The organism is uncultured Thiocystis sp. (assembly GCF_903866365.1).
Classification (GTDB): domain Bacteria; phylum Pseudomonadota; class Gammaproteobacteria; order Chromatiales; family Chromatiaceae; genus Chromatium.
This window is the reverse complement of the sequence record NZ_CAIPNF010000056.1, coordinates 1-17084: the sequence shown is the minus strand read 5'-3', so window position 1 is coordinate 17084 and position 17084 is coordinate 1. Positions and strand designations below refer to the sequence as shown.

Annotated in this window: 17 protein-coding genes and 1 pseudogene; 11 read left to right on the top strand and 7 right to left on the bottom strand. The window is 63.3% G+C overall.

Going from position 1 to position 17084, the window contains the following annotated elements; all coding sequences use genetic code 11:
* The first annotated feature begins 19 nt into the window (after positions 1–19).
* The 3 genes from cutA to QZY07_RS03440 are packed head-to-tail and all read left to right on the top strand — an operon-like array spanning position 20 to position 3341.
* Positions 20–349 (top strand): divalent-cation tolerance protein CutA, encoded by a 330-nt coding sequence (gene cutA / locus QZY07_RS03450; protein WP_295399755.1) that lies wholly within the window; start codon positions 20–22, stop codon positions 347–349.
* Positions 328–2763 carry a protein-disulfide reductase DsbD gene (locus QZY07_RS03445; protein ID WP_295399753.1) on the top strand — a complete coding sequence of 812 codons (2436 nt, stop codon included), beginning with the start codon at positions 328–330 and terminating at the stop codon, positions 2761–2763. Before cutA ends, QZY07_RS03445 begins: the two co-directional genes overlap by 22 nt.
* Complete coding sequence (locus QZY07_RS03440; RefSeq protein ID WP_295399751.1) at positions 2760–3341, top strand: TlpA disulfide reductase family protein; 582 nt, start codon at positions 2760–2762, stop codon at positions 3339–3341. Before QZY07_RS03445 ends, QZY07_RS03440 begins: the two co-directional genes overlap by 4 nt.
* Before the next feature lie 122 nt (positions 3342–3463).
* Here QZY07_RS03440 and QZY07_RS03435 read toward each other — a convergent pair whose 3' ends face one another.
* The 7 genes and pseudogenes from QZY07_RS03435 to QZY07_RS03405 form a co-directional block, all read right to left on the bottom strand.
* Positions 3464–3766 carry a TusE/DsrC/DsvC family sulfur relay protein gene (locus QZY07_RS03435; protein ID WP_295399749.1) on the bottom strand — a complete coding sequence of 101 codons (303 nt, stop codon included), beginning with the start codon at positions 3764–3766 and terminating at the stop codon, positions 3464–3466.
* A gap of 92 nt (positions 3767–3858) precedes the next feature.
* Entirely contained in the window at positions 3859–4629 is a 771-nt protein-coding gene (locus QZY07_RS03430; protein WP_295399747.1) for a DUF3050 domain-containing protein, read from the bottom strand.
* Positions 4630–4708: 79 nt separating this feature from the next.
* Positions 4709–5626, bottom strand: a complete 918-nt coding sequence (locus QZY07_RS03425) for an energy transducer TonB (protein ID WP_295399745.1) — start codon at positions 5624–5626, stop codon at positions 4709–4711.
* The gene (locus QZY07_RS03420; RefSeq protein WP_295399743.1) at positions 5623–5985 is read right to left on the bottom strand and encodes a biopolymer transporter ExbD; all 363 of its coding nucleotides are present in this window, start codon (positions 5983–5985) and stop codon (positions 5623–5625) included. The genes QZY07_RS03425 and QZY07_RS03420 overlap by 4 nt, the downstream gene beginning before the upstream one ends.
* Before the next feature lie 5 nt (positions 5986–5990).
* Positions 5991–6416, bottom strand: coding sequence for a TonB-system energizer ExbB (exbB, locus tag QZY07_RS03415; RefSeq protein WP_295399742.1), 426 nt, complete (start codon positions 6414–6416; stop codon positions 5991–5993).
* Between the two features lie 102 nt (positions 6417–6518).
* Positions 6519–7981: pseudogene (locus QZY07_RS03410) on the bottom strand (protein adenylyltransferase SelO).
* A gap of 132 nt (positions 7982–8113) precedes the next feature.
* Positions 8114–8806, bottom strand: coding sequence for an SDR family oxidoreductase (locus QZY07_RS03405; protein ID WP_295399740.1), 693 nt, complete (start codon positions 8804–8806; stop codon positions 8114–8116).
* 836 nt (positions 8807–9642) lie between these two features.
* Here QZY07_RS03405 and QZY07_RS03400 point away from each other — a divergent pair.
* The 8 genes from QZY07_RS03400 (at position 9643) to QZY07_RS03365 (ending at position 16853) form a co-directional block, all read left to right on the top strand.
* The gene (locus QZY07_RS03400) at positions 9643–9960 is read left to right on the top strand and encodes an ATPase (RefSeq protein WP_295399738.1); all 318 of its coding nucleotides are present in this window, start codon (positions 9643–9645) and stop codon (positions 9958–9960) included.
* A 69-nt stretch (positions 9961–10029) separates the two neighbouring features.
* A complete protein-coding gene (locus QZY07_RS03395) occupies positions 10030–11085 on the top strand; it encodes a V-type ATPase subunit (protein ID WP_295399736.1) in 1056 nt (351 codons plus the stop codon).
* 78 nt (positions 11086–11163) lie between these two features.
* Positions 11164–13044, top strand: a complete 1881-nt coding sequence (locus QZY07_RS03390) for a V-type ATPase 116kDa subunit family protein (RefSeq protein WP_295399734.1) — start codon at positions 11164–11166, stop codon at positions 13042–13044.
* Positions 13045–13085: 41 nt separating this feature from the next.
* The gene (locus QZY07_RS03385) at positions 13086–13535 is read left to right on the top strand and encodes an ATP synthase subunit C (protein ID WP_295399732.1); all 450 of its coding nucleotides are present in this window, start codon (positions 13086–13088) and stop codon (positions 13533–13535) included.
* A gap of 10 nt (positions 13536–13545) precedes the next feature.
* Positions 13546–13917, top strand: coding sequence for a V-type ATP synthase subunit F (locus QZY07_RS03380; RefSeq protein ID WP_295399730.1), 372 nt, complete (start codon positions 13546–13548; stop codon positions 13915–13917).
* A complete protein-coding gene (locus tag QZY07_RS03375; RefSeq protein ID WP_295399728.1) occupies positions 13914–14561 on the top strand; it encodes a V-type ATP synthase subunit E family protein in 648 nt (215 codons plus the stop codon). The genes QZY07_RS03380 and QZY07_RS03375 overlap by 4 nt, the downstream gene beginning before the upstream one ends.
* A 198-nt stretch (positions 14562–14759) precedes the next feature.
* Positions 14760–16577 carry a V-type ATP synthase subunit A gene (locus tag QZY07_RS03370; protein ID WP_295399726.1) on the top strand — a complete coding sequence of 606 codons (1818 nt, stop codon included), beginning with the start codon at positions 14760–14762 and terminating at the stop codon, positions 16575–16577.
* 45 nt (positions 16578–16622) lie between these two features.
* Complete coding sequence (locus QZY07_RS03365; RefSeq protein ID WP_295399724.1) at positions 16623–16853, top strand: hypothetical protein; 231 nt, start codon at positions 16623–16625, stop codon at positions 16851–16853.
* Positions 16854–17084 lie beyond the last annotated feature (231 nt).

The window sequence follows — 17084 nt, the reverse complement described above, 5'->3', positions numbered from 1 at the left end:
GCAGGGAGAAAACCGACCGATGAATGCGCATCACCGCCTGTTATTCTGCGCCTGTCCTGATCGGGAGACGGCGCTCGCACTCGCCGAGCGGCTGATCGAGGAGCGGCTCGCCGCCTGCGTTAGCCTGCTCCCCGGCGTCACGTCCGTCTACCGCTGGGAGGGCGAACTGCAACGCGAGTCGGAGGTTCTGCTGCTGATCAAAACCATCCGGGAGCGCGTCGCGCCAGTCATCGGGCGACTGCGTCAGTTGCATCCCTATGAAGTACCGGAGATGATCGCGATCCCGATCACCGAAGGACTAGACGACTATTTGAGCTGGGTAACCACATGCACCAACGAGCCAGACTGACCCTCGAGACCGAACCACAAGCGTCCCCACGCGGCGTTCCGACGCGGCACCTCGCCCCGCTCGTTCGGCGTCTGTACGTCCTCTTCGTCCTGCTGGCGTTCGGTGCCGGATTCCCCGTCCTGGCGCAGGACGACTTTCTGCTGCCGGACCAGGCCTTCCGCGTCTCCGGTCAGGCGGATGGCCCGGATGCGGTGCGCGTGCGGTGGGAGATCGCCGACGGCTATTATCTCTATGCCAACAAGTTCCGTTTCCAGTCCAATACGCTCGGTATCGCCGTCGGCAACCCGACCCTGCCCGAACCGGAACTCAAGCAGGACGAGTTCTTTGGCGAGGTGTCCATCTACCGCAACCAGGCCGAGATCCGACTGCCGGTGGCGCGCGACCCTGGCGCGGAAGACATCCTGGCCCTGGAAATCACCTCTCAGGGCTGCGCGGACGCAGGGCTCTGCTATCCGCCGCACCGACAGACGCTGCTGCTGGATCTGCCCGAGCGCGTGGCCGCGCAAGCCGCCGCATCGTTATCGAACCTCTCCGCCAGAACCTCCCCCGTCCTGCCCTCCTCCAGCGCGCCGGCCGATCTCGGCCCATCCCTGACGTTCGGCGCGGACGACGAGATCCTCGCCGCCGAGGATGCGTTTCGCTTCCTCGCCGAGGTGACCGCCCCCGACCGGCTTCAGTTGACCTGGAACATCGCGCCCGGAACCTATCTCTATCGGCATCTGCTCGAAATCACGCTGGAGGACAGCGGCACAACCGCCATTGGCGATTTCGAGCGACCGGCGGGCGATCTCAAGAAGGACTCGATCCTGCCAGACGGCAGTCTCGGCGATATCGAGGTCTATCATGACCGGATCGACCTCGCCATCCCCCTGCTGCGCGGTTCCGCCGCCCCAACCGAGATCACGCTGGTCGCCAAATACCAGGGCTGCGCCGACATCGGCATCTGCTACCCGCCGCAAACCCAGCGGGTCACTCTCAACCTGCCGGAAGCGCTGAACACCGTCGCGCGGCCGACCGGACTCCAGGCGTCCGAGCCCGACTCCAAGCCAGTCTCCACGCCCGACTCCGACCGGGCCGCCGAGCCGGTGTCCGAACAGGATCGCATCGCCTCGGTCCTCGCGGGCGGCAGTCTCTGGGCCATCGTCGCGGTCTTTTTCGGGTTCGGCCTGCTGCTGGCCTTCACGCCCTGCGTCTTCCCGATGATCCCGATCCTGTCCGGCATCATCGCCGGTCACGCCTCGACCTCGCTGAGCACGACCGGCAAGGCGATGACCACCCGCAAGGCGTTCACGCTCTCGCTCGTCTATGTCCTGGCGATGGCGCTCACCTATACCCTGGTCGGCGTCCTGGCCGGACTGTTCGGCGCCAACCTTCAGGCGGTTTTTCAGAATCCCTGGATTCTGACCGCCTTCGCGCTGATCTTCGTGCTCCTGGCGCTCTCCATGTTCGGTTTCTATGACCTGCAACTGCCGTCGAGCCTGCAATCCCGGCTCGCCACCATCAGCAACCGTCAGCAGGGCGGCACCCTGCTCGGCGTCGCCATCATGGGACTGTTGTCGGCCCTGATCGTCGGACCCTGCGTCGCGCCCCCGCTGTTCGGCGCGCTCATCTATATCAGTCAGACCGGCGACGCCGTCCTCGGCGGGATCGCCCTGTTCGCGCTCAGCATGGGCATGGGCGCGCCGCTCATCGCCATCGGCGCCTCGGCCGGCAAGCTGCTGCCGCGCGCCGGGGCCTGGATGGAGGCGGTCAAGGCCGTGTTCGGCGTCGCCCTGCTCGGGGTCGCGATCCTGCTGCTCGAACGCATCCTGCCGCCAGCCGTGTCCATGTTGCTCTGGGGCCTGCTCCTGATCTGCTCGGCGGTCTACCTGGGCGCTCTGACCCACCTGCCGCCTGGCGGAAGCGGCTGGGGCAAACTGTGGAAAGGGTTCGGGGTCTTTCTGCTCGTCTATGGCGCCCTGATGCTACTGGGCGCCGCCGCCGGGGGCAAGGACACGCTCCAGCCGCTGCGGGGTCTGACACCGCCCGGCGGCGGCGGGGTCGCCCATGCGACCTTCCAGCGCGTCAAGACCGGCGCCGATCTCGACCGGGCGCTAAGCGCGGCCAGGGCCGCCGGCAAACCCGTCATGCTCGATTTCTATGCCGACTGGTGCGTCTCCTGCAAGGAGATGGAACGCGACACCTTCAGTGACTCGGCGGTGATCGCGGAGATGGGCCGCTTCGTGCTGCTCCAGTCCGACGTAACCGCGAACGACACGGAGGATCAGGCGTTGATGCAGGGCCGCTTCGGCATCCCCGGACCGCCGGCCATGCTGTTCTTCGATCCGGCGGGCGAGGAACGCAAGGGCTACCGCCTGGTTGGCTTCACGCCCGCCGAAGCCTTTGCGGCGCACCTGCGCCGAGCCGCGCCATGAAGCCAGTCAAGGTGATAATGGTGACCTTCCTGGCCGGCGGGATCAGCATCGGGGCGGCCATCTTCGGGCAGCGCTGGGTGCTCGAAAGTCCGCTGATCGAGGGGCTTGGCAAGCGGCCTGAAACGGGCCTCCAGACCCTGCCGGACTTCCGCCTGCCCGACCTCGACGGTCACCTGGTCTCCAGTAATGCCTGGGCCGGCAAGGTGCTGGTGCTCAACTACTGGGCCAGTTGGTGTCCGCCCTGCGTGCGCGAACTGCCCCGGTTGATTCGCGCGCAGGAAGTCTGGAGCGAGTCAGGCGTACAGTTCGTGGGGATCGCCGTGGACCATGTCGAGGATGTCAAACACTTCGTCGCGGACGCTCCCGTCAATTATCCGCTGTTGATCGCCGACGCCGAGGTCGTCGCACTTTCGAAACGACTCGGGAACCGGGTAGAGGGACTACCCTTTACCGTCATCTTCGATCAGCGCGGCAGACGGGTTTTCAGCCGGATCGGCGAAATGACGGCGGACGAACTTGAGGCTCAACTCGCGGGGCTCGTCGAGCCCGATGGTCATCGAAAAACGCCCGCCGACTGACGCGCGGCGGATCCTGGGAGGGCGGCGAGAGACGTGGGCGGCATTCCCACGCCCGGAACGATCCCAAGGGTCTTGGGCGACCTGTGGCAGCCAGTCTGGGCGACCAGGCCCCGTAGGCTGTTTCAGACACATCCAGTCGGTTTCGGCAGACCACCCCATTTGCAGATCAGCTTCATCGGGCCTTTCTTGAAGATGTCATAGAGATCCTTGGTCGAGACCTTCTGCTTCTTCGCGAAGATCCGAATCGGCGGCACCACGCCATCCTCCTCATACATGGCGCGTGCCTCGCGGATGAAGGCCATGACCTGTTCGGTCATCTCGAAATCGTCGGTTCGGGCCAGTTCGACGGCGATCTCCTCGCTCCAGTCGTCGCGGTTGAGCAAAAAGCCTTCGTTGTCGAGCGGAACGCTAACGGTGGCGGTCATGATGGAGTCCTCGTTGAGTATTCATTGGGATAATTGATATTTTTAGTCAGTTTTAGTGACGTGGAGGCGGGAAATCGCGAATCAACCGGGATTCAGCCCGCCCGGATCGCCTCCAGCACGCCGTCCCAGAAGCGGATCCGCGCGCAGAGCGCCTCCTGCGCGGCCGTTTCTGCCTCCGCGATACGCTCGGGATCGTCGCCGCAGAGGGTTTCGAGCAGCTTGAACGACAGCGGACCGTGGAAGTCCTCGTCCAGATGGATGTGCCGGTTCAGGTAATAGTGGAAGGCGGGCGCCTGGGTCGCGCTGATGCGCATGTGTGCGAGGAAGTTCCGGAACATCGCCGGGATCAGATTTTCGCGGCCGAGCGCCAGGGCGGCGGCGACTTCGTGCGGCTTGTCCTCGCGGATGAAACAGAAGGTCGTCTCGGTGAAATAGCGCGCGGGCACGGGCACGGTCGGCGAGTAGAGCGCCTGGTCGATGCCCTGTTCCTCGACCAGTTTGAGGAAGCGCCAGGGCATCTCGCCGTCGGCGCCGATCTCGGTCATGGCCTGGCAGTAGGACTCGAAATGGCTGGCATAGCCGACGTGACCGCCATCGAGCGGGAGGGTGTCGGATTCTTCCTCCAGCACCAGTTGGTTGATGAAGTAGCGCAGGCTGGGGTCGCCGGTTGGAATCCAGGGTACCTGGACCGGGGCGATGGAGCCTTGCAGATACTTGATCAGCGACATGAAGTCCCAGACCGAAAAGACATGGTGATGCATAAAGATCCGCAGATCCTCGACGCGCCGGATCGCGCCGTAGATCGCATGACCGTCAAGTTGCTCGCGCAGGGGTTGCAAGTGGTCCAGGTTCAGTGATGCCATGGTGCTCGTCCTCGTGATTCAGTCTTTCAGCGAATGCTGAACCAATGATATACCCAACGATGGTTCAAGGGATTGCGGGTTATTTCAGATCGAAACGGATCGGCACCCGCAACGGCCAGGATTGGCGACCGAGCGCGGTTGGAATCGGCTTGAAACGCCCGAGTCGGCGCAGGGTGTCGAGCGCGGCGCGGTCGAGTGCCGGCTGTCCGGAGCCCGCGGCGAGTTGGATCCGGTCGATGCGGCCATCCGACCGGATCACGAAGGCGACCGTCGCAATGCCGGTTTGCTGACGGCGCCGGGCCTCCATCGGATAGCGCTGATGGCGTGCGATGGCCTGTCGCAAGGCGGTCAGATACTCTTGTTCCCCTCGGTCCCTGGACGCCGAGGCGCTTTTCCCCCCCGATCCGGAAGGCTGTGCTGCCTGTCCCGTACCGGAGGCCGCTCCGGAGTCGGGACGCGGGTCGCGCGACGCGCCCGAGCGCGCGGCGGAGGTCGGCGGCGCCGGTTTGTCGGCCGTTGCCGACGGTTTCACGGTCGGCTTGGATTTTAGCTGAGGTTTCGATTTAGCGACCGGCTTGGGCTTGGGTTTGACGGCTGCCGGGGGGCGTGAGGGAGCCTTCGTCCCCGATTCGAGTTTGGCGTTTGTTGTGGCTTCTGGCGCCAGCGGTAGGGGCGGCTGGACGGGGAGCGGAGGCGCTACTGGCTCGAGCACGTTCCGGGCTTCCGGCTCTGGCTCGAAAGGCTGTTCCTGGACGAGAGCTGGATCGGAGGCCCCAACCGCCGTTTTTGGCTCAAGCAGCGCCGCCATCTGGCCAACCGGTTCGCCATCTTCGCCAGCGCCAAACCGCGCGAGGTCCAGATTCACGATGCGCTCCGCCGACGCGGTCGACGTCGGCGCATCAATCCGCAACAGGGCGGCGGCGATGGCCACATGAATGACCGCCGAGCACAGCAACCCGAGCCAGACGCAGCGCCGGCAGCGATTCAGACCCTTCATGATTTGCGCGTAAGGATGGTCAGTCGGTCGAGTTGGCGGGCCTTGAGTTGGTCGACCACGGCGACGAAGCGGTCGAAACGGGTCGCGGCATCGACCCGGAGCATGATCGGAGTGGCGCGGTCCAGGGCGGCGAGTCGGGCGCCCAATGCCTCGATCGGGAGCGGTTCGGTATCGAGAAAGAGTCCGCCCTCTGCGTCGATGGCGATCTCGACGGCGGGGATGTCCGCACCGGTTTGGCTCGCCGACTCCGGCAGACGGATCTCCAGGCGCCCCTCGCCGATGAAGGTCGCCGTGGTCAGGACGATGGCGAGCAGCACCAGCATGATGTCGATGAAGGGGATCACATTGATCTGATCCATGCGCTTCATCCGCGCCGCTCCTTGCGCCAGCGGGCCTTGAGCACGTCCGCGCGCCGCAACAGCGCGTTGTAAAAGACCAGCGAGGGGATGGCCACCACCAGACCCAGCGCGGTGGCCTTGAGCGCCAGTGCCAGTCCCAGCATCATGGTGCCGGTCTCGATGGCGCCCGCCTGCCCGATGTCATGGAAGGCGATCAGGATCCCGAGGACAGTTCCGAGCAGGCCCACATAGGGTGCATTGGCGCCAATGGTGGCGATCACGGTCAGATGGCGGGTCAACATCAGGTCGAGGTCGTCGGGGTCATCGAAGGCGCGCAGATCCACACGCGCGAAATAGAGATAGCGTTCGATGACGAAGGTTATCATCACAAAGCTCATGAATCCCAGCAGACCCATCACGCCCAGATCCAGATTGGCCCTCAAAAACTCCACGTTCGCAACTCCTGGCATGGCAGCATATTCTTGAAATCAAACGATTTGGCATTGCCTCTGCGCGTAGTGCGCCCGGTCGAGGCCATCGCGCGCCACGCACTCTCAGGTTCCGCAGAAAGTCTGCTGTACGACCTCGTGCGGTTCCGGCGGCCGCGCGTAAGACGCGCTCTCCGGCCGCTCGTCCCAGGGCTTGGCAAGCACATTCAACAGCGCTTCGAACGGCCCCAAGTCGCCCTCGACCGCGGCGTCGAGCGCCTCCGCGACACGGTGATTTCTCGGGATGACCGCCGGGTTGACGCTCCGCATGCGGGCCGCCCGCATGATCGGGTCAAGCGCTTCGCGGGCGAGTCGCGCACGCCAGCGACGGAGCCAGACATCCATGCGAGCATCCGCCCCGAGCTGTGATCGAACCCGCTCGTCCGTTCCCGCGGCGGCCTCGCACAAGGCGCGAAAGGTATTAGTGAAGTCGGCGCCAGAGTCGGCCATGGCCTGCAACAGCGAGCCAATCAGATCCCCATCGTCCTCATGCGACTGCATGCAGCCCAGTTTTGCCCGAAAGCGCTCGCCGTAGGCGCGTTCAAAGCGTTGGCCAAAGGCGTCGATCGCCGCCTGAGCTTCCTCGCGCGCGCTTTCAGCATCCTCCGCGAGGAGCGGCAGCAAGGTCTGGGCGAGTTGGGCGAGGTTCCACTGGGCAATCCCGGGCTGGTTGCCATAGGCATAGCGCCCCCGATAGTCGATCGAGCTGTAGACCGTGCCTGGATGGAATGTATCCATGAAGGCGCAGGGGCCATAGTCGATCGTTTCTCCAACGATCGACATATTATCAGTATTCATCACGCCGTGAATGAAACCGACCCCCAGCCAATCGGCGACGAGATCCGCCTGTCGCTCGACGATCGCATCGAGGAGCGCACGGTAAGGCCGCTCCGACTCCCGCGCCTCGGGGAAATGCCGCGCGATGACATAGTCGGCGAGGCACTTGAGTGCCTGGTGTCCTGGCGCGCGGCGAAGTACTCGAAGGTTCCCACCCGCACATGGCCGCGCGCCACGCGGGTCAGCACCGCCCCCGGCAGCGCGCGCTCGCGATAGACCGGCTCGCCGGTCGCGACCGCCGCGAGCGCGCGCGTTGTCGGGATGCCAAGTGCATGCATGGCCTCGCTGACGATGTACTCCCGCAGAACAGGCCCAAGCCACGCCCGCCCATCGCCCGCGCGCGAAAAGGGCGTACGCCCGGAGCCCTTGAGCTGGATGTCGAAACGCTCGCCCGCCGGATCGACGATCTCGCCCAAAAGGATCGCACGCCCGTCGCCGAGCCGCGGAACAAAATTCCCGAACTGATGCCCGGCATAGGCCATGGCCAGCGGCTCGGCGCCCGCCGGGATGCGGTTGCCCGCGAGCACGGACAGACCCTCGGGCGATTGCAGCGCCCGCGGATTGAGCCCCAGCCGGGAGGCCAGCGCGAGGTTGAGCTTGACCATGTCCGGTCGCGCGACGGGAATCGGCGTAAGCCGGGCATAGAAGCGGTCCGGCAAGCGTGCGTAGGTGTTGTCGAAGGCGAATGTCATCGTTGGGCAACCTTGCATGACGGGATCGATGGATGACGGGATCGCTCGGACTGAAAAGCGCAAGCCGCGTGCCGCGCCTGTGGCACTGGCGAGACGCGATCCTGGCGGAAGCCGACGGTCATGGCGCCACGGTTATCCGAAGCGCCGCACATGGCTCATGCCGCCGTCCAGGCGCAGAATCTGGCCGGTCATCCAACTCGCCTCGGTCGACAGCAGATACATTGCCGCCGCCGCCAATTCTCCGGCCTGCCCGACCCGTCCGAGCGGATGACGTTCCGCCGCGGCTTCACGCTGCCGATCGGTTTTCAGGAGACCGCTCGCCAGCGGCGTGTCGGTCAGGGAAGGCGCGATCGCATTCACGCGGATGCCGGGCGCCAGTTCCGCCGCCAGGGCACGGGTCAGACCTTCGACCGCGCCCTTAGCGGCGGCCACCGAGGCATGCATGGGCATTCCGACGCCGACCGCCACGGTCGAGAAGAGCACGATACTGGACGCCGGGGCGGCCTTGAGCGCGGGGAGTGCGGCGCGAATGACCCGCACCGCGCCCAGGAGGTTCAACTCGAAATCGTCACGAAAGGCCTCGTCCGTCAGGCGCTGAAAGGGCGACAGACGAATGCTTCCGGGACAATAGACCAGCCCGTCCAGGTCGTCCGGCAGGGTTTTCGCGGGAAAGGGTTCCGTGGCTGCATCCCAGACAACATGTCTGGCGGTCGATGGCGACGCTGGCTGCCGCGAGGCGGTCCAGACAGCGTGAGTCTGTGCCAGTCGCTGGGCGAGTACTTGACCGATACCGCTGCTGGCACCGACGATCAGAAAGCTGGACATGACTGTACCCTAAACGGCTGAGGCATCGTTTGAGTCAGCGAACGGTTCGTCGCTGACGACCGGGCGCGATCGGGCGATCGCGTCCAGTCGGTTATCTGGTGACGAACGGAGCGCAGTCCAAGAATCGCGGCGAAAATGTCGCGATCACGCCCCATTCGCTCCGCTCGTCACCCGTGCGACCCACAAAGCAGCCCCGCGCGCAGCCCGCCGGGGCTGGCCTCAGCAGTTCTCATTTTGACCCTGGCACGTTACTGTTCCTGACCGCCCTTGCCTGGAATTCTGATTTTGAGTGTCCCTTTTGGCCCCAATGTTCTGAGTTTCGCTGACATCACAGAGGAAATCCGCCGCACCTTTGCGTCATTCACGGATGCTCGCCGTGGCAAGAACACGAGTGAAGCCATTGTTTGGCAGTCTTTATCAGGCGCTCCAACAGGGTGTTGCCTTGCAAAAATGTGAGAATCAATGATACTGACCCGATGGCTCAACGGCGGACAGGGGGATCAGGCAATGGCAGCAGAGCGAATCGCGTGCAGCGGCGATGAAGTCACCATTCACGTCAAGGTTAGGCGATTTCCGGGAAAAACTTTGCCGATTTTCCGTTCATCTTCGACCCTTCGACAAGCTCAGGACTCGCCACGAACGGATTCGATGCTGCCACGAACGGATGCAATCTGGGTATGATTATTCCCGGAAATCGCCTTAAGCCGCGCCAACGTCCAAGGCTTGTGGATTCACGCAACAACCAAACCCTACGCCGGACGCGGTCTATCCCCCGCGCAATTTTTCCCAACTTCGCGTAAGGTATCGCCCCATACCGCTGACATTGAACCTATCCAATGGACGACACCCTCAAACGACTGCTCGACGCCGAGATGCGGGCCGAACGGCTCGCCAAACAGGCGGAAGAAGAACAGGAACACACCATTCAGCAGGCCATGGCCGACGCCAAGGCCGATAACGACCGCTTCACCGCGCGCATCCCCGATCTTCATCGGTCCTTCATCGCCAAGGCCGAGGAACGGGCTGAACAGAACATCGCCGAGCTGCGCCGCCGCTACGACGAACGTCACAATCAGCTCCGCGATCAGGCCGAACAGCGCGAGGAGGACGCCATGGAAGCTGCCTTTCAGACCCTGATCGGCCCCGAGCGTTAGCCCGGTCACGCGAGCGTCCGTGACACCACCTCTCGGCCTGTCGCCTGAACCGAAGATTGAACCCACGCCATGAGCAATGCCGCCGCGCAAGCCTACCTGAACACGCGGGTGTCCGTGATGTCGACGCGACTGTTCGCGCCGGAACTGATCGAACGACTGCCGAGGATGACGCTCGTCGAGCTGGCGGAACAGTTCGGGTTATCCGCCATCCTGGACGAACAACCCTCCACCGCGATGCGCGGGCGCGCCATCGAGCAAAGCCTGCTTCAGGTCCTGATGTCGGAATTGCAGGTGCTGGCGCGGCCGATGAATGCCGCCGAACGCTCGTTGTTGCTGGCTTGGGGCCGCAAATATGCGCTCTTCAATCTCAAGACGTTGCTCCGTGGCAAGCTCTACGACCTGGATCAACAGGATCTCCGCGACCACCTGTTCGATCTGCCCAACACCATCCGCCTGTCGCACCTGGAATTGTTACGCGCCGAGAACGCGCTGGAACTGTTGCGCCAGCTAGAGACTGGTCCCTACCACCAGATCGCCCGCCAGGCCCGCGAGGTCTATGAAAAACATCGCGAACCCTTTGCCCTGGAGGCGGCAATCGATCAACGTTATTACACCGGCATCGTCCGTCAGATCATGGGGTCGGATAACCATCACCTGGATTCGCTGCGGCGTCTGATGGGCGCGGAACTCGACCGCGTCGCGCTCATGTGGCTGTTGCGTTTCCGCTTTACCTATCAGCTCTCGGCCTCCGAAACGTACTACCAACTGGTGCCCTCAACGCGCCTGCTCACCCGTGAGCGGCTCCTGCATCTGGTCAATCTCGACACCTTCGAGCGAATCCTGGAAGCGCTGCCAGCACCGCTCAACTCTCTGCTTGCGGATAGCAAATCCATCGGCGAGGTACAACAGCGCATCGGCCACTACACCCAGCTTGAGACGCGCGGGATCCTCTCGCGCAGCCAATCGGCCGTGGCGCGCGCCCTTGCCTATCTGATGCTCCGCGAGTCGGACCTGCTCATGCTGTTCGCGGTCGTGCGGGGGCGCCTGCTACAGTTTCCGGACGCGACCATCAAGGCCGCGCTCGAACTGACTCAACCGAGCTACGCCGAAGCGCGCGCCGCCTGACCCAATGACATTCCTGCGCGCGCACCAGCGTTCACCACAGTCCGAGCGAGCGATCCAGTCATGTTGATGCCCATGCCGATGAAACACGTCCGTCTGCTGGTCCTGACCGAGGATCTGCCGCGGGCGTCAATGGCTCTCGCCGAAACCGAGAGCTTCCATCCGGATACCCGCCTCCCGACGGAGTCCCGGCTCGACGCCCTGCCTGGCCGTGATTATCGCGAGACCTTCAGCCAGGCCAACTCCCGGTTCGCCAAGATTACCCGACTCATCCCGCTGGAGACAGCGCCCGACATCGACGCCGTGCGCGTGGTCGACTTTGACGAACTCAGTGCGCTGAACGTCTGGCTGGGTGGTCTGTGGGATGAAACATCCAGTTACGAGGAGGACTTTCACCGCCTGGACGACACGGAACGACTGGTTAGGGAGCAGCAGGCCGCGCTGGAGAATTTCACCCATCTGAACATCGATCTCGGCATGCTGCGCAACAAGACGCGCTTCCTCGAATTCCATGTCGGTCTGGTACCGCGCGAAAATCTGCGCCAACTGGAGGGTGCCGCCAGCCTTGCGGGCCATATTCTCTATGTCTACATGCAGCAGGGCGACCATGCTCATGTCGTGATCGTCGGACCCGCCGGCGACAAGGAATCGGCGCTCGCGCCGGTGCTCGCCGCCGCCAGCTTCCAGACGCTGCCCATTCCGCTCGAACTCGATCGCAAGCCCGCAGAGCTACAACAGGATTTCGCGAACCAGCGCCTCGCCATCGCCGAACAACGCCAGTCGCTCCAGGACACCCTGAACCACTGGGGCGAACCCTTTCGCGACCGGCTGCTGGCGGCCCGTCACACCCTGATGCTGGCCGAACCGCTGGTCACCCTGGATGCCTCGCTGCGGAGCGCCGGACATCTCGCGCATCTGGCGGGTTGGGTGCCAGCCCGCGCCGTCGGGCATCTGGAGCAGGGTCTGCGCGAGACATTGACCCTCCCCTTCGATCTCACCAGCCGCGATCCGCGGCCCGACGAGCGCAAGCTGGTCCCCACGGTGCCGATCAAAAGTCGTCTGCTCGCCCCGTTCGCCCTGCTGGTCAACCAGTACGGCATTCCCGCCTATGGCGAAGTCGACCCAACCCCGCTGTTCGCGGTGACCTTTCTGTTGATGTTCGGCATGATGTTCGGCGACCTTGGGCACGGCGCCGTGATCGCCCTCGCCGCCCTCTGGGCGCGCAACAAACTCCCAAAGTTCTATCTTTTTGGCGTCTTCGCGGGCATCTCTTCGATGATCTTTGGCCTGCTGTTCGGTAGCGTGTTCGGCTATGAGGAGATCCTGCCGGCGCTATGGATGTCCCCGCTGCACGATCCGATCCTGATGCTGGAGGTCGCGCTTGGCTGGGGCATTGGCTTCATCGTGATCGCCTGTCTGCTCGGGATTTACAACCGACTCGCGATCGGCGATCCGATGGGGGCGGTCTTCGAGCGGCATGGCCTGGTCAATCTGCTATTCTATCTGGCCTTTCTCTGGGGCGGTTTCGGTCTCGCCACGACCGGCTCGTTCGGGATGCTGCCCGCCCTGCTGGTCATTGGCTCACTGCTCACGCTCGCGGCCTTTCAATGGCACCACCTGACCGCGCCCACCGGCGAGAAGGCACTGGTCGTCGCCATCGAGACACTCGACACCGTCATCGTCTATCTGTCGAACACGCTCTCCTTCCTGCGCGTCTCCGCCTTCAGTCTGAACCATGTCGCGCTCTCGCTCGCCATCTTTACCCTGGCTGGCATGATGGGGAGTTTCGGGCATGTTGTGACCGTCATCCTCGGCAATGTCTTCATTCTGGTTCTCGAAGGCGGAATCGTCATGATCCAGGTCATGCGTCTTCAGTATTATGAAGGCTTCTCGCGCTACTTCTCGGGCGATGGACACGCCTTCCTGCCCCTGCGTCTGCGGCGGGAATCGGTGTCTTCCTGACCGCAATCACCTGACAACTGACAACTCTAACGGAGCATCCCATGTATTGGCTCGTCGCACTCATGTCCCTGGCTATCCTCGGTCTCATCGTCTCTGGCATTGCGCTAGAATTCCGTCCCGCACTCGCTACCCGCATTCGCTCCTGGTATCGGCCCGCGATGGGGACTCAGCTGATCGCCTTTGTCGGCGCCCAACTCGGGCTTCTCTTCATGGGTGTCTCGGACGCCATGGCCCAAGCCGAGGCCGTGACCACCGTTGCCCCCGAGATGTCGATCGGCATGGGCCTCGCGATTCTCGGCGTTGGCATCCCGACCGGCCTGTCCACCATCGGCGCGGGGATCGCAGTCGGTCCCATTGGCGCCGCCTCGCTGGCCGCCGTCATGGAACGCCCTGAAGCCCTGGGCCGCACCCTGATTTTCCTTGGCTTGGCCGAAGGCATCGCGATCTACGGTCTGGTTATGAGTATTCTGTTGCTCAACCGGCTCGGTTGATCGTCTCGCGATGAGCATCGAGCAAGAACCAGGCAACCCGACCCGCATGCTGTTTCTCGGCGAGGATCGCCTTGCCGACGGTTTTCGCCTGATCGGTTTTGAGACCTACCCAAACCCTGACCCACTGGACGTTGACCGCATCCTGCGCGACCTGCAACGGCAGCGAGAGAAGGCGTTCGTGGTGGTTGACGAGGCCGTGATGAGTCAGGACATCCCCAATCTCAGGCGGGTACGACGCGAGGGTGGTCGGATCGTCGTCATCGCCGTTCCCGCGCTCAACGCGCCACCCAAACTAACGAGCGAGGTGGCCGCGCGCCTCGCCGCGCTGTTTGGCGCCGCCACCCTACAATCCGGTCAAACCGGGGAGCGAGAGGCATCGTGAATCAGGTAGAAGAGCTGGAGCGGGCCATCCTGGCCCGCGCGGAGCGACTGGCGAGCGAATTCCGCGAACGCGCCGGACGCAGCCGCGACAACATTCTGCGCGAGGCGGCCGAACGTCTGAGGCTGCGCGAGTCACGCGAAGAGGCCATCGCCAAGTCGCTGGCCGAACGCACCTTCCGTCAACGTGTACAGGCCAGCGAGTTGAAGCTGCAGACCCATCTCGACCGTGTGCGCTGGAATCTGGTGCAGGATGTAGAACGCATGCTGGCCGAGCGGATGCGGACCTTCATGGCGGATGAACCGACCTATCGTGCCTGGATCGACCAGCGGATCGTCGAGGCGGCCGAACTCATCGAGTCGCCGGAGTTGCTCGTCTCGGCCAACGCTCCGGATCAGCGCCAGCTCAATACGCGCTGGGCGCAAATCGTCGAGGCGCTGCCGCCGGGCAAGACCGCCATCCTCGCCCCCGTCGCCGAGGCCATCGACACGCTCGGCGGCGTGCTGATCGCCAGCCAGGATCGGCGCATCCGCGTCGACCAGACGTTCGAGGGACGGCTTGCGCGACTCCAGCCCCGGATTCAGCAAACCATCCTGGAGCGCCTGCTGCCGGGCGGATTCGAGACCGGCAACCTCTTTACCGGTTGACTTCTCCTCCTCCTAAAGGAGGCGGATTCTCGACCTCGCGGTCGGGCGTTTCTGTTTCGCCGAGAGTGCCAATTGGAGACTTCTCCGCTTGGTCTGACGCCCTCTCCACAGACTTCACATCCCGCAAGCCCTGCGGTAGTGAAGAAAGAATAGAGGATGTCGCCCTCAAGGGCGAGGTTTCAACCAGAGGAATTTTTGATGAGCGAAACCACTTCTTCGGGCGGTTCGAGAGTCGGCGTCATCCGCGACATCAACGGCCCCATCGTGACCATCGACCTGCCCGGCGTGCGTAGCGGCGAACAGGTCAAGATCGGCGAACTCGGACTCTTCGGCGAGGTCATCTCGCTGCGCGGTCAGCAGGCGATCGTGCAGACCTACGAATCCACCGACGGCGTGCGACCCGGCGAGCCGGCGGTCGGACTCGGCTGGCCGCTGTCGGTGGAACTTGGCCCCGGACTCATGGGCGGCATCTTCGACGGCGTGCAACGTCCGCTGTCGAAGATCGCGCTGGAATCCGGCGACTACATCCGTCGCGGCATCAGCGTCCCGGCGCTCGATCGCGCCAAGGAATGGGAATTCGAGCCCAACAAGGCGCTGGAAGCCGGCGCTAAGGTCGGACCCGGAACCGTGCTCGGCACCGTGCAGGAAACCCTGACCGTGCTGCACCGGATCATGGTCCCACCCGGCGTCTCGGGCGATCTGGTGGAGATCGCGCCCGCGGGAGACTATGACATCGAATCGACCATCGCCCGCGTGCGCGATCATAAGGGCATCAGTCATCGACTTAGCATGTACCAGCGCTGGCCGGTGCGCAAACCGCGCCCCTATCTGCGCCGCGACGACGCCGTGTCGCCGCTGATCACCGGACAGCGCGTCATCGACACCTTTTTTCCCCAGATCAAGGGCGGCAAGGGCGCGGTGCCCGGACCCTTCGGCGCCGGCAAGACCGTGGTCCAGCAGCAGATCGCGCGTTGGTCCAATGCCGACATCGTCGTCTATGTCGGCTGCGGCGAGCGCGGCAACGAGCTGGTCGACGTGCTCGAAACCTTCCCCGAACTCGACGACCCCTACTCCGGGCGCAAGCTCATGGAGCGCACCCTGTTGGTCGCCAACACCTCCAACATGCCGGTGGTCGCGCGCGAGGCATCGGTCTATGTCGGCATGACCATGGCCGAGTATTACCGCGACATGGGTTATGACGTGGTGATGCTGGCCGACTCCACCAGCCGCTGGGCCGAGGCGCTGCGCGAGGTCTCTGGCCGGCTCGGTCAGATGCCGGTCGAGGAAGGCTATCCCGCCTATCTCGCCTCGCGCCTCGCCGCCATCTACGAACGCGCCGGACGGGTGGAAACCTACGACTCCGGCACTGGCTCGGTCACCCTGATCGGCGCGGTCTCCCCGCCCGGCGGCGACTTCTCCGAGCCCGTCACCAGCCACACCAAGGACATCATCGAAACCTTCTGGGCACTGTCCAAGGAACTCGCCGACGCCCGTCATTACCCGTCGATCGACTGGGTGACCAGCTTTTCGAGCCATGTCCACACCGCCGCGCAGTGGTGGCACAAGGAAATCGACCCGGACTGGGAGAAACGCCGCGGCACCGCGCTCGCCCTGCTCGCGCGCGACGCCGAGCTGTCGCGCATCGTCAACCTGGTCGGCCCCGAGGCGCTCTCCAGCGCCCAGCGCTGGGAGCTGGAAGGCGCCTCGCTGGTCAAAGAAGGCGTCTTGCAGCAAAGCGCCCTGGACGAGATCGACACCTTCTGTTCGCCCGCCAAGCAATACGCCCTGCTTGATCTGGCGATCACCATCTATAAACGCGGCGAGGCCCTGATCAAGCTCGGCGTCCCGGTCACCGAGTTACAGCGACTCCCGCTGCTCGCCAAGATGCGCCGGATCAAATCCATGTATACCAGCGATCAGCTCGATCAGATTCAGGAATTCCGCAAGGAAGTCGATCAGGCGATGGAAGCGATTCGGATTGAGTATGCGAAGCATGGGGAAGTAGAGCGGGGGTAGGAAAGAAGTTGACGACATTTGACACAAGATCAAGAGGTTTATCCGATGAGTGATTTTGTCATCTGTATCAACAATGAAGACAATCTCGCAAGCCTGATATTAGGCAAGGTTTATCCCGTACTTCCGGATATGGATGCCGCCGCGCACAAGATGGTTCGCATTATTGACGAAGACCAATCAGAGTCTGACGGCTATCTCTACGAAGCATCCATGTTTGTCAATATCGAGTTGCCAGAAATGGTCAAACGAGTTCTGGAACATCGAACGAATGCATAACCGTGTATCCCGCGTAGGATGGGTAGAGTGACCGCGCGCTGATCTCTCGGATTCGCACTAAAGGTCATCGGTCACGAAACCCATCGAACCACCGAGCCGACGCTTAACCTTAGTTCTACTTTGTTACCTTTAAATACCGTGTAATAAACTGAATTTTATATTATTTTTTATTGAATGCGATAAATTTTCATTTACTATGCTCCCAATGGAAGTGGATATTGGTGGTTTTTG